10 protein-coding genes are annotated in these 12,603 nt (G+C 71.1%); 2 read left to right on the forward strand and 8 right to left on the reverse strand.

The window, feature by feature from the left end:
* Window positions 1-20: 20 nt before the first annotated feature.
* Window positions 21-419, reverse strand: coding sequence for a hypothetical protein (locus OO69_RS00415; RefSeq protein WP_033278284.1), 399 nt, complete (start codon window positions 417-419; stop codon window positions 21-23).
* A gap of 74 nt (window positions 420-493) precedes the next feature.
* Between OO69_RS00415 and OO69_RS00420 the strand changes: the two genes are divergently transcribed.
* Window positions 494-1,630, forward strand: a complete 1,137-nt coding sequence (locus OO69_RS00420; RefSeq protein WP_033278285.1) for a thioesterase domain-containing protein — start codon at window positions 494-496, stop codon at window positions 1,628-1,630.
* A gap of 88 nt (window positions 1,631-1,718) precedes the next feature.
* On the opposite strand, the gene OO69_RS00425 is transcribed toward OO69_RS00420, so the two are convergent.
* The 7 genes from OO69_RS00425 to xylB form a co-directional block, all read right to left on the reverse strand.
* Window positions 1,719-3,242, reverse strand: coding sequence for an aldehyde dehydrogenase family protein (locus OO69_RS00425; protein ID WP_033278286.1), 1,524 nt, complete (start codon window positions 3,240-3,242; stop codon window positions 1,719-1,721).
* A 278-nt stretch (window positions 3,243-3,520) separates the two neighbouring features.
* Window positions 3,521-4,798 carry a GAF domain-containing protein gene (locus OO69_RS00430; RefSeq protein WP_033278287.1) on the reverse strand — a complete coding sequence of 426 codons (1,278 nt, stop codon included), beginning with the start codon at window positions 4,796-4,798 and terminating at the stop codon, window positions 3,521-3,523.
* A 196-nt stretch (window positions 4,799-4,994) separates the two neighbouring features.
* Window positions 4,995-5,594: an N-acetylmuramoyl-L-alanine amidase gene (locus OO69_RS00435; protein WP_033278288.1), complete on the reverse strand. Its 600-nt coding sequence runs from the start codon at window positions 5,592-5,594 to the stop codon at window positions 4,995-4,997.
* A gap of 36 nt (window positions 5,595-5,630) precedes the next feature.
* On the reverse strand, window positions 5,631-6,644 hold the full coding sequence (locus OO69_RS00440; protein WP_033278289.1) for an acetamidase/formamidase family protein: 1,014 nt from the start codon (window positions 6,642-6,644) through the stop codon (window positions 5,631-5,633).
* Window positions 6,641-8,143 (reverse strand): APC family permease, encoded by a 1,503-nt coding sequence (locus tag OO69_RS00445; protein ID WP_051800699.1) that lies wholly within the window; start codon window positions 8,141-8,143, stop codon window positions 6,641-6,643. The genes OO69_RS00440 and OO69_RS00445 overlap by 4 nt, the downstream gene beginning before the upstream one ends.
* 177 nt (window positions 8,144-8,320) lie before the next feature.
* A complete protein-coding gene (locus tag OO69_RS00450) occupies window positions 8,321-9,553 on the reverse strand; it encodes an ROK family transcriptional regulator (protein WP_033278290.1) in 1,233 nt (410 codons plus the stop codon).
* A gap of 28 nt (window positions 9,554-9,581) precedes the next feature.
* Window positions 9,582-11,027, reverse strand: coding sequence for a xylulokinase (xylB, locus tag OO69_RS00455; RefSeq protein ID WP_033278291.1), 1,446 nt, complete (start codon window positions 11,025-11,027; stop codon window positions 9,582-9,584).
* A gap of 187 nt (window positions 11,028-11,214) precedes the next feature.
* Between xylB and xylA the strand changes: the two genes are divergently transcribed.
* Window positions 11,215-12,381 (forward strand): xylose isomerase, encoded by a 1,167-nt coding sequence (xylA, locus tag OO69_RS00460; protein WP_033278292.1) that lies wholly within the window; start codon window positions 11,215-11,217, stop codon window positions 12,379-12,381.
* Window positions 12,382-12,603: the final 222 nt, after the last annotated feature.

Consider the following 12,603-nt stretch of genomic DNA (forward strand, 5'->3'; position numbering starts at 1 on the left):
GGGGGAGTCCCCGGAAAGCACTAGGGGAAGTACAGGGCCGCTTTCTCCAGGACGTGCCCTGTGAACATCCCGCCGTACATGCTCCCGCCCCGGTACATGGAGACCCGGGTGACTCCCGATCCCGAGGTCTCCACGGTGATGGGCCGTCCGATCAGGGACGTTCCGAGCACCCGGGCGTCCTTGGCGGCCCACGTCCGCGCGTCGGGCTGGGCGTTGCCGGTGACCAGCGCGGGCAGGATCAGCGTGGCGTTGCGGGCGTCGGCGAGGCCGCCGCGCAGGTTCTTCGCGTAGTCCAGGGCCCACCCGGTGTACTCGGTCAGCAAGGCCTGGTCGACCCCGGGGACCGAGGCGGCGAGGACGAACAGTTCCGCCTTGGTGCCGAACCACCGCGCCTTGCGGTCCGCCCGGCTGCCCATCATCACCGGGCGGTCGCGCCGCCTGTGTCGTCCCCGCCGACGCCCACGCCCCGACGCCGCAGGCTCCGCGCGCCCACTTGGCCGAGCGGCTGCCGGCCCAACTGGTGCCGGCCACGTATGCCCTGACCGGAACGATCTCCCTCACATCGAACGGCAAGGTGGACCAGGCCGCGCTGCGGTCACTCGTCCGGGCCGACGGCGCCGGGTCCCCGGTCCCGTCGACGGGCGGAGTCGGCACGCCGCCGACCGACCCGGTGGAGGCCGCCGTGGCCCGGGTCTTCGAGGACCTGCTCGGCGTCGCCCCCGTCGGCGCGGACGACGACTTCTTCGTGCTCGGTGGTCACTCCCTGCTGGCCGTACGGCTGATCGCACGGCTCAACGGGGAGTTCCACGCCGCGCTTCCGGTATCCGTCCTGTTCTCGGAACCGCAGCCTGGGCAGGGGAGGGCGGCCACACCGAAGCATCTGGCCCGGCTGCTTGAGGCGGGCGGCGCCGTCCCGCCGGCCCTTCCGGACGACATCGTGGCGCTGCGGCCCCGGGGTGAGGGCACCCCTCTGTTCTGCGTCCACCCGGCAGGCGGCGAGGCCACCGGCTTCCGTCATCTCGCCGCCTGTCCCGAGCTGCGCGGCCCGCTGTACGCCCTCCAGACATCGGCGGACGGTGCCGACCACGAGGACCCGAGCGTCGAGGCGCTGGCCGCCCGCTATCTGGCGGCCGTACGCGCGGTGGTGCCGACCGGACCACATCTGCTGCTGGGCTGGTCCATGGGCGGGCTGGTGGCCTTCGGAATGGCCCGGCTGCTCGAACTGCGGGGTGAGCGCGGGGAGATGGTCTTCCTCGTCGAGAGTTACCTCCGCGCACAGCTCCCGGAGTTCGACGAGAACGACGAGCGGGAGTTGCCGGGTCCCGTGGCGGCGGAGGAGGAGGGCATGAGCGCCGCAGAGTCGCTCCGGCTGGACCCCAGACGGCGCACCAACCGCGTCCATCTGCGGGCCGCCCGGGCCTACCGTCCGTCGCGGTACGCCGGCCCGGTCGCACTCGTCCAGGCCGACAAACAGGACGAGGACTTCCGGCGCACCGCGATCCGCTCCTGGTCCTGCGTCTGTGCCCCCGCCCGGCTGACCCGCCACGTCCTGGAAGGAGACCACCTGACCTTGTTCGAGCCACCGTACGTCACCGAACTCGCCCGCCTGATCGACCGGATGACGCGGTAGTCCACCGGACGCAGGACCGTGATTCTCAGTCATGACCAGCAGGTGCCTGACGGGAGTTCTCCCAGGTCAGGCACCCTTTCGTTGGCCTTTAGAAGAAGCCGAGCTTCTTCGGCGAGTAGCTCACCAGCAGGTTTTTGGTCTGCTGGTAGTGGTCCAGCATCATCTTGTGGTTCTCCCGCCCGATGCCGGACTGCTTGTAGCCGCCGAACGCCGCGTGCGCGGGGTACGCGTGGTAGCAGTTCGTCCACACCCGGCCCGCCTGGATCGCCCGGCCCGCGCGGTACGCCGTGTTGATGTCCCGGGTCCACACGCCCGCCCCGAGGCCGTACAGCGTGTCGTTGGCGACCTTGATCGCGTCGTCGAAGTCGCCGAACGACGTCACCGAGACCACCGGCCCGAAGATCTCCTCCTGGAAGATCCGCATGCGGTTGTCGCCCTCGAAGATCGTCGGCTGGACGTAGTAGCCGCCCTTCAACTCGCCGTCATAGTCGAGGCGTTCACCGCCCGTGAGGATCTTCGCGCCCTCCTGCCGGCCGATGTCCAGGTAGGAGAGGATCTTCTCCAACTGGTCGTTGGACGCCTGGGCGCCGATCATCGTGTCCGTGTCGAGCGGGTGGCCTGGCTTGATCAACTCGGTGCGGGCTACGGCCGCTTGGAGGAAGTCGGCGTAGTGGCCGCGCTGGATGAGCGCCCGGGACGGGCAGGTGCACACCTCGCCCTGATTGAGCGCGAACATCGTGAAGCCTTCGAGCGCCTTGTCGAGGAAGTCGTCGTTCGCCGACGACACGTCGTCGAAGAAGATGTTCGGCGACTTGCCGCCGAGTTCGAGCGTGACCGGCTTGATGTTCTCGGAGGCATACTGCATGATCAGCCGGCCCGTCGTGGTCTCGCCGGTGAAGGCGACCTTCGCCACGCGCGGGCTCGACGCCAGCGGCTTGCCCGCCTCTACGCCGAAGCCGTTGACGATGTTCACCACGCCCGGCGGCAGCAGGTCCGCGATCAGGCTCATCCAGTAGTGGATGGACGCCGGGGTCTGCTCGGCCGGCTTGATGACGACCGCGTTGCCCGCCGCGAGCGCCGGCGCCAGCTTCCAAGTCGCCATCAGGATCGGGAAGTTCCACGGGATGATCTGCGCCACGACCCCGAGCGGCTCGTGGAAGTGGTACGCCACGGTGTCGTCGTCGACCTCGCCCAGCGAACCCTCCTGCGCGCGGATCGCCCCCGCGAAGTAGCGGAAGTGGTCGATGGCGAGCGGGATGTCGGCGGCGAGCGTCTCGCGGACCGGCTTGCCGTTCTCCCAGCTCTCCGCGACCGCGAGCGGCTCCAGGTTCGCCTCCATCCGGTCGGCGATCTTGAGCAGGATGTCGGAACGCTCGGTCACCGACGTCCGGCCCCAGCCCGGCGCCGCCGCGTGCGCCGCGTCCAGCGCCCGCTCCACGTCCTCCGCGGTGCCGCGCGCGATCTCCGTGAACGGCTGCCCGTTCACCGGTGACGGGTTCTCGAAGTACTGCCCGCGGGCCGGCGGCACGTACTCGCCGCCGATGAAGTGGTCGTAGCGCGCCTGGTAGGAGACGATCGCGCCGTCGGTGCCGGGTGCCGTGTAACGGGTCATCCTGGTCTGCCTCCCGGAACAGCGCTGCCCGCCGTTGGGCAGCTCTCGGCGCGAGGCTAGGGAGCGGGACGTTGCATGTACGTTGCGCGGGTGCTGGGGTGCTGGGGTGCGGGGTGCCGGAAGCTGGGGGTAAATCTAACCGCTGTTCACCCTGGTGACCAGTTAGAAATAACCCCAGTCCGTGGAGGGGACGGGGACGGCGAGCAGGCGGCGGGACGGTAGTCAGTGGGCGGAAGGCGGGTTGGGCGGCAAGTGTCCCTCGTCGAGCGCGAGTTGCTTCAGCGACCCGCGTGCCGTGACCACCCGGCCGGTGCCGCCAGCTCCGACTCCAGCGCGGCGAGTCGCGAACGCACCGGTGCCGTCGGCCGTATCGCCGCGAGCGCCCGCCACACGTCGAGGTCGTCCTCGCCCCACGGCGCGTGCGCCCAGTCCGCCAGCAGGTCGGGGTCGCGGCGGGCGATCAGCGCCGTACGGAGGCCGTCCGCGAGGCGGGTCCTGAGCCGCACCACCGCCGGTGCCTGCGAACCGGGCAACAGCGGACCCGTGTACGCCGTCGCCGCTCCCATGACCGCGCCCCCTTCCAACCGCCGCTCTACGATCGCCACGTCGGACTCGACCGGTGACGTGAGCCGGTACGGACGCGAGGCGAGCAGACCCGGGCCCAACAGCCGCCGCAGCCGTGCGAGTTCGGCCCGCAACGTCACCGGCGGCACCGACTCGTCCTCGTACAGCGCGCACAGCAACTCGTCGCCAGTCAGGCCTTCGGGATGCCGGGCCAGCAGCACCAGGATCTCGCTGTGCCGGCGGCTCAGCCTCATCTTGCGTCCGTGGAGGCACAGTTGGGCCTCGTCCCGGCCGAGCGCGGTCAGCTCGGGTCCGTCGACGGGCGTCTGTTCCGGTGCGAGCAGCGCCAGTTGGGACTCGGCGGCCCGCGCCACCGCCTGCACGAAGCCCAGGCTGTGCGGATGTGCCAGCCCGTTGCCACCGGTGATGTCCACGGCGCCGAGCACCCGCCCCGTGCGGGGATCGTGCACCGGAGCAGCCGCGCACGTCCACGGCTGCACCCGCCGGATGAAGTGCTCGGCCGCGAACACCTGCACCGGCCGGTCCACGGCGACCGCGGTACCCGGCGCGTTCGTCCCGACCGCGCTCTCCGCCCAGCGCGCACCCGGCACGAAGTTCATCCGGCCCGCCTTCCGCCGGGTCGCCGGATCCCCCTCGACCCACAACAGCCTGCCCTGCGCGTCGCACACCGCCAGCAGATGCTCGCCGTCCGCGGCGAACGTGCCCACCAACTCCCGGATCAGCGGCATCACCCGCGCCAGCGGATGCTCCGCGCGATAGACGCCCAGGTCGCCGTCCGTCAGCTCCACGCTCGCCGTGCCCTCGGGACCGACCCCGGCCCGCGCGGAACGCCGCCAGGACTCGGCCACCACCGACCGCACCGGCTGCGGCACCGTACCCGCCACGGCGAACGTCTCGTGCGCCCGCCGCAGCACCCGCACCCGCTCAGCAGGGTCGGCCCCCGGCTCCAGGGCCACCCATGGATCGGTCAACTCGGCCTCCCCTGAAGTCGATGCAACGGCGTTACAACGGTGGTGCGGTGGCGATATGGCGGCGACACGGCGCCGCAACGGATGCGGACATCGTTACTCCGCAGACGGATCCGGACAACCGTTTCGACCAGGTACGCCCCGAACGAACCTCGACGCACTCGGAACTGGCGCGGGACCGGCCCTGATCCGCCCCGGCTCAGGCGAAGTTGACCAGCCTTATGTAGCGCGTCCAGTCCCAGTTCGGCCCCGGATCGGTGTGGTCCGTACCCGGCACCTCGTAGTGCCCGATGATGTGTGCCCGGTCCTTCGGGAGCCCGTACTTCGTGCAGATCGCCGCCGTCAGCTTGGCCGACTGCTCGTACAACGCGTCGGTGAACCACTGGGGTTGATCCACCCAGCCCTCGTGCTCGATACCGACACTGCGCGTGTTGTAGTCCCAGTTCCCCGCGTGCCAGGCGATGTCGGCCTCCCGCACGCACTGCGCCACATGTCCGTCGGCCGACCGCACGAGGTAGTGCGCGGACACCTTCTTCTGCGGATTCTGGAAGATGGACAGGGTGTTGGGATACGTCTCCTGCGTGACGTGGATGATCACGTAGTCGACGGGATAGCTGCTGGGGCGGTTGGACGCCGTGTAGTTGGCGGTGCTCGCCGGCTGCCACTCGGCCGACGGATAGTCGACGGCCTGAGTCTGCGCACCGGCCTCCGCGTCGGGAAGTAACGCGTAAGGGACGGCGGCGAGGGCGGCGCCCTTCAGTAGCCATCGCCTGCTGGGGAGCGGTCGTGCCCGTTCCATGGTCGGGTGCCTTTCTGGTCAGTGCCGGGGGGCCGTTCAGCCCTGGAGCGCCGCTGCGGTCTCCCGCAGCCGCGCGTGCAGTCCGCGGTGCGTCTCGCGCGCGGGCAGCCATTCCTTCCGGATCTTCGCCACACAGGTGTAGTTGGTGTCGCACACGTTGGCCAACGGCGATTCGACCGCCTGGGTTGCGAATTGGTAGGCGTCCAGTTCGCTGAACCCGTAGTCGCGCACCAGCCAACGCACCAGGTCGAGCTGGGAGATCCGGAACGCGTCCTCCAACGGGCGTGCCGAACCCGTCGAGATGATGTGCGTGTCCGACTCGATGCGTGGCCAGGGCGTGGCGACCCCCTTGAGCAGCTCCACGATCACCACGGTGTTCATCGCGCACTCGACCGCGACACCGCAGGTCTCGCCCTCGCCCTGCCGGGCGTGCCCGTCGCCGAGGCTGAGCAGCGCGCCCTCCACGTTCACGCCGAGGTAGCAGGTGACCCCGGCCCGCATCTCGGGCGTGTCCATGTTCCCGCCGTGCGCGTCCGGCACCAGCGCCGAACGCACCTCCAGATTGGCGGGTGCCACGCCCACCGTGCCGTGCATCGGATCCAGGGGCAGTTCGATCTCGATGTCGCTGTCCCGCGCGCGGAACAACGCCGTACGCCGGGTCCGGTCCAACTGCCAGATCCAGACGGTCTCCGGAAGCGGCTGCTGCAGCGTCGCCGTGGTGTGTGTCGAGGTGAGTGCGCCGAAGAGCGGAACCGTGGTCGAGGCGGCCCAGTCCCGGGCGGGTTCGATCGACACGAAGTGCACGGCGACCGTGTCGCCAGGTTCCGCGCCCTCCACATGGAAGGGACCGGTCTGCGGGTTCAGGAACGGGAACTCGCACACCTCGGACACCAGGTCCTTCTCGGACCGTACCCGTCCGGCGAAACAGTCCTCCGTATACAGGTCGAGGACCGTGCCGGGCGCGATGCGCGCCACGGGCGGGGCGCCGCCGAACGTCCAGGCGTACTCGCCCGGTTCGGGCCGCACCGTCAGGATCCGGGGGTCGTTCATGGCTGTACTGCTCCGTTCTGCGGATGGCCGGTGGAGGCGGGTTCGTCGAGATGGACGCGGGCGGTTTCGGCTATTCGCTCGGGGTGCCGTCGTAGCAGAACGAGCAGGACCACGACCCCGGCCGCCATCCAGATGCCGACGACCGGTCCGGCGTAGGACACGGGTGCGGTCAGTTCGGTCACGAAGTCGAAGGCGGGGATGCCTGCCGCGGTGAGCAGGGCGGGGACGAACGCGATGATCCCCAGGAGCGGGACCAGCAGGTGCCGTAGCGGCTTGAGCAACTCGCGTCTGCGGCGCAGGAAGTAGCCCGCGCAGGCCAGGTTCACGACGATGTAGACGGCGATGACGACCGTGACGATCACCGTGGCCAGGAGGAGGAACGCGGTCACCGGGTCGTAGCCGAGGCCGAGGCCCAGTACGGCTCCCACCGCGACGACGGTCTGGACGGTGATGCCGGCGACGGGGGAGCGGTGCCGTGGGTGCAGGGTCGCCAGGACGTGGGGGAGTACCCGGATGCGGGCCAGGGCGAAGGCGGTGCGGGTCGAGACGGTGGCGCACGCGTTGGCGTTGGCGATCGTCGAGTTGACCACGGCCAGGAACACCAGCACCCAGAACAGTCCGAACGACGCGCGGGCCACGCCCTCCCAGGAGGCCGCACCGTCGGCGCCGAATCCGCTGAAGCGGTCCGGCCCGAAGTACACGGTCATGGCGTAGGTCGTCAGCACGTAGAACAGGCCGATTCCGAGGGCCGCGCCGAGCACCGCGCGGTGCATCGTCCGGCGCGGGTCCCGTGTCTCCTCGGCGAGTGGTGCCGCGGCCTCGAACCCGGCGAACGCGAGCACCGTGTAGACCGAGCCGGCGAAGACCCCGCCGAGCCCCGAGTAGTCCTTGCCGGTGTGCGAAGTGCCGAACACCGACAGCGTGTTGGCGCTACCGGCCTTGCCGATCAGCCAGAGGGCGAACACCAGGAAGACGAGGATCTCGAAGACCCCGAGGACCGTCCCGAAGCGGGCCGAGGCACGCACTCCGAACCAGCCCGCCGCGGCGATGATCGCGGCGCCCGCGAGCGCCCACGGCCACCACAGGTTCTCCGGATACGAGGGCCACTCCTGGTGCAGGGTGCCCGCCGTGGTGAAGCCGAGTTGGAGGAGCAGGAGGGGTGGGACCAGTGCTTCCACGAAGACATAGCCCCAGCCGACCAGGAAGCCGACGGCCGGATGCAGTCCCTGCGCCGCGTACGTGGCCACCGAGCCCGCGGCGGGTAACTCGCGGGCCAACTCGGCGACGCAGGACGCCGTGAACAGGCAGGCCACCAGCGCGATCAGCACCGACAGAGGGAGGCTTCCGCCCGCGAAGGCCGCGCCCGACGGGATCGACGCGGCGACCGCGGCGGCGGGCGCCATCGCCGGGATGCTCTGGAAAAGGACCTCGCGCAGCCCGACGGCATCCCGCCGCAGCCCCGGAACCGTCTCCGGTCCTCGTACTGTCTCCCCCGACACGTGAATCCCCCCTCGTCCACCGTCATCCGCACCCCGTCGTCACGACTCGACGGCTGCGCCTCGCGTGAATCACGGTACGGCGCTTGCGGGTTGGGCAGTAGGGCGTGGCGTGGTTCCGTGGACGGCGGCGGAACTGTGGATAACCCGATCACTCGGACGGGTGAAGTCGGCCCCGTTTCAGGCCTGTTCGGCCAGGTTGTCCCCAGCCCGTTCGGCCACCGAGGCCGGGTCGTCGAGGACGGCCCGCACGATCGAGTGCGCGGCGCCCAGCAGCGGACCCTCGGGTCCCAGCCGCGACACCGCGACCGGACAGGCGGGCCCCGCCGTGCGCCGCGCCAACTCGGCCTCCAGCGACGGCAGTAGCCAGGGCGCGAGACCGGACAGTGCGCCACCCAGCACCACCAGCCGCGGATCGAGGAGGTTGACCGCGCCGGTCAGCGCGATGCCGAGCGCCGTACCGGCGTCGTGCAGGGCACGTCGTACCGCCTCGTCGCCGTCGGCGGCGCGGGACGCGAGCAGCCCGACCCGGTCCGCGCCGGGCTCCAGCCCCGCGGCACGCAGCACCGCCTCCTCGCCCGCGTACTGTTCGAGGCAGCCGCGACCGCCGCACGCGCACTCCGGCCCGTCGGGACGCACGGGAACATGGCCCAACTCGCCCGCGAATCCCCGGGTTCCGCGCAGCAGCCCGCCGTCCACCACGACCGCGGCGCCGATGCCGATCTCGGCCGACACATGCAGGAAGTCGCGCGGAGTGGTCTCGCCCAGCCAGAGTTCGGCGAGTCCGCCGAAGTTGGCCTCGTTGTCCACCGTGGGCGGGAGTTCGGCGGGCAGCAGGGCGCCGAGATCCGTGTCGTGCCAGTCGAGGTTCGGGGCGCGGACGACCGTACGGCCGTCGCGTGCCACCAGACCGGGCACGGCGACCGCGAGCCCGGCCGGCCACAGGCCCTCCGCGTCCGCCTCGGCGACGACCTGCCGTACCAGCGCGGTGAGTTCGGCGAGCACAGGCTCGGGGGAGCGGCCGCGGTTCACGCCGTGTCGCACGGCACGCGCGCGTATCTCGCCGCGCAGATCGACCGCGCAGACCGCGAGATGGTCGACGCCGATCTCCGCGCCGATCCCGGCCGGACCGTGCCCGCTGACGGCGAGCGCCGATCCGGGGCGGCCCACCCGGCCGGGCCGCTCGGGGCCCAGCTCTTCGAGGAGCCGCGACCGGATCAGCTCGTCCACCAGTGTCGACACCGCCGCACGGGTCAGCCCGATGCGTGAGGCCACGGCCGCGCGCGAGAGCGGACCCTCGGCGCTCACCGTGTGCATCACGCGCGCGAGATTGCGCCGACGCATGCCCTGCTGGGTGTCGGGCAGGGCACGCCCGGACCCGGCGGGGTGTGCCTCGTGCAGCGGTGCGGTCATGCCTCCGTCAGTCCTCGGTCGGTGTGCGTCAACGGGCGTCCGGCCCGCGTTCGAGCAGCGGAGCCGCGTCGGAGAGTACCCCGGAGATCCTGGCCAGCGTCGCCTCGTCGCGCTCCACGGCGTCCAGTACCGGCCCGGCCGCCGTGTTCCAGCGCCGGGCCACCGCGGCCGGATCCTCACCGGTCAGCAGCCCCGCGGCCTGCGCGGCGGCACCGAGCGCGACCAGTTCCTTCGCCTCGGGCACCTGGACCGGACGCCCGGACAGCCGCCGTACGGTCTCCTGCCAGGCCGTGCCCCGGGCGCCCCCGCCGATCAGCAGCAGCGGCGTGGTGCGGTCCGCGTCCTCGTCGAGGACCAGGTCGAGCGCGCCCAAGAGGGCGTGCACGGCGCCGTCGTAGGCGGCCTGGAGGAGCTGGCCGGCGGTGGTGTCGTGGCGCAGGCCCGTCAGCAGGCCCGAGGCGTTGGGGAGGTTCGGGGTGCGCTCGCCGTCCAGGTACGGGAGCAGGGTGACCGAAGTGCCGGGTTCCACGGCTTCCCGGTCCAGGCCCAGCAGAGCGGCGACCCGGTCGACGGCGAGCGTGCAGTTCAGGGTACAGGCCAGGGGCAGCCAGTCGCCGTGCGCGTCGGCGAAACCCGCGACCGTGCCCGACGGGTCGGCGGGGCGGCGCTTCGACACCGCGTACACGGTGCCCGACGTGCCGAGGCTGAGCACGGGGTGGCCGGGACGCAGCCCGAGACCCAGCGCGGCGGCCGCGTTGTCGCCGGTGCCGGGGGCGACAAGGGTGCCCTTGGAGAACGGCAGGTCGTGGCAGTCCCGCACGGTCCCGGCCACCTCGCCCGGCCGCACCACCCGGGGCAGCAGCGCCGGGTCCAGCCCGACATGCCGCAGGATCTCCTCGTCGTACGACTCGGTCCCCGAAGCCCACCAGCCGGTGCCGGAGGCGTCGCCCCGGTCGGTGGTGCCCTGCCCGGTGAGCCGCTCGGTGAGGTAGTCGTGGGGGAGGCGTACGGCCGCCGTGGCGCGCACCGCCTCCGGCTCGTGCTCGGCGAGCCAGGCCCACTTCGTGACCGTGAAGGAGGCTCCGGGCACGCTGCCGGTGCGCTCCGCCCAGGCCTTCGGACCGCCCAGTTCCTCGATCAGGCGGCGGGCCTGCGGCGCAGAGCGCACGTCGTTCCACAGCATCGCCGGGCGTACCGGCTCGCCCTGGGCGTCCAGGGTGACCAGCCCGTGCTGCTGGCCGCCGATCGACACGGCCGCCGCCTCGTGGGCCGCGTCCCCGCACTGGCGCAGGGCCTCGCACAGGGCGTCCCACCACTGGCGGGGATCGCTCTCCCGGCCCGCCCCCGAGGAGACGGTGTGCGGCGCCTGGCCGCTCGCGACGATCCGTCCGGTGGACACGTCGACGACCAGTGCCTTGGTGGACTGGGTGGACGTGTCCACGCCGACGACGAGCGGACCCTCGGCTGCTGACATCGGGCTCTCCCTGTTTTTTCCGCGGCTCTGCGGGCTCTGACCTGGTGTTCTCAAGGCTGTCCGGGGTGCGGTGGGCCGTACCCCACTCCTTCAGGGACATGTTGTCCCTTCCCAGAGCTGCGTGTGCATACTAATTTGTAAACCGCCATGACGAAATAGTCGCAGCGAAGCAACAAGGAGCCGCGTCATGAACTACCAGCCCACCCCTGAGGACAGGTTCACCTTCGGCCTTTGGACCGTCGGCTGGCAGGGAAGGGACCCGTTCGGCGACGCCACCCGCCGCGCCCTCGACCCCGTCGAGACGGTGCAGCGCCTGTCCGAGCTCGGCGCCCACGGTGTGACCTTCCACGACGACGACCTGATCCCCTTCGGGTCCTCGGACACCGAGCGCGAGTCGCACATCAAGCGCTTCCGCGAGGCCCTCGACGCGACCGGCATGAAGGTGCCGATGGCGACCACGAACCTCTTCACGCACCCCGTCTTCAAGGACGGCGCGTTCACCGCCAACGACCGTGACGTGCGCCGTTACGCCCTGCGCAAGACCATCCGCAACATCGACCTCGCGGTCGAGCTGGGCGCCGAGACCTACGTCGCCTGGGGCGGCCGAGAGGGCGCCGAGTCCGGCGCCGCCAAGGACGTGCGCGTCGCCCTCGACCGGATGAAGGAGGCCTTCGACCTCCTCGGCGAGTACGTCACCGACCAGGGCTACAGCATCAAGTTCGCGATCGAGCCCAAGCCGAACGAGCCCCGCGGCGACATCCTGCTCCCCACCGTCGGCCACGCCCTGGCGTTCATCGAGCGCCTGGAGCGCCCGGAGCTCTACGGCGTCAACCCCGAGGTCGGCCACGAGCAGATGGCCGGGCTCAACTTCCCGCACGGCATCGCCCAGGCCCTGTGGGCGGGCAAGCTCTTCCACATCGACCTCAACGGCCAGTCCGGCATCAAGTACGACCAGGACCTGCGCTTCGGCAACGGCGACCTGCGCGCCGCCTTCTGGCTGGTCGACCTCCTGGAGAGTGCCGGTTACGCCGGCCCGAAGCACTTCGACTTCAAGCCGCCGCGCACCGAGGACCTCGACGGAGTGTGGGCGTCCGCGGCCGGCTGCATGCGCAACTACCTGATCCTCAAGGAGCGTTCGGCCGCGTTCCGCGCCGACCCGGTGGTCCAGGAGGCGCTGCGCGCCTCGCGTCTGGATGAACTGGCGCAGCAGACCGCGGCGGACGGCCTCAAGTCGCTGCTCGCGGACCGCTCGGCCTTCGAGGACTTCGACATCGAGGCGGCGGCCCAGCGCGGGATGGCTTTCGAGCAGCTCGACCAGCTCGCCATGGACCACCTCCTGGGAGCACGCGGCTGACCGCACGCACGCGTGCGTCACTCACGGGCCGATTGGTGTTCGTGAAGTGCTGTTCGTGACCGACCTCCGCGCGGAATGCTCCGGAATCATGCGATCCACGGCATGAGCCCGTATCAACCACCGCGCGGGGGTCGCGTCATGACCTCTGCGAGGCGACTCTGGACGGTATGGCCATGCCGCCCGTACCGCCTCGACCGCCCGGGCCTCCGGGCGCCGCCCCGC

It is taken from the genome of Streptomyces sp. NRRL F-525 (genome assembly GCF_000716605.1).
Classification (GTDB): Bacteria; Actinomycetota; Actinomycetes; order Streptomycetales; family Streptomycetaceae; genus Streptomyces.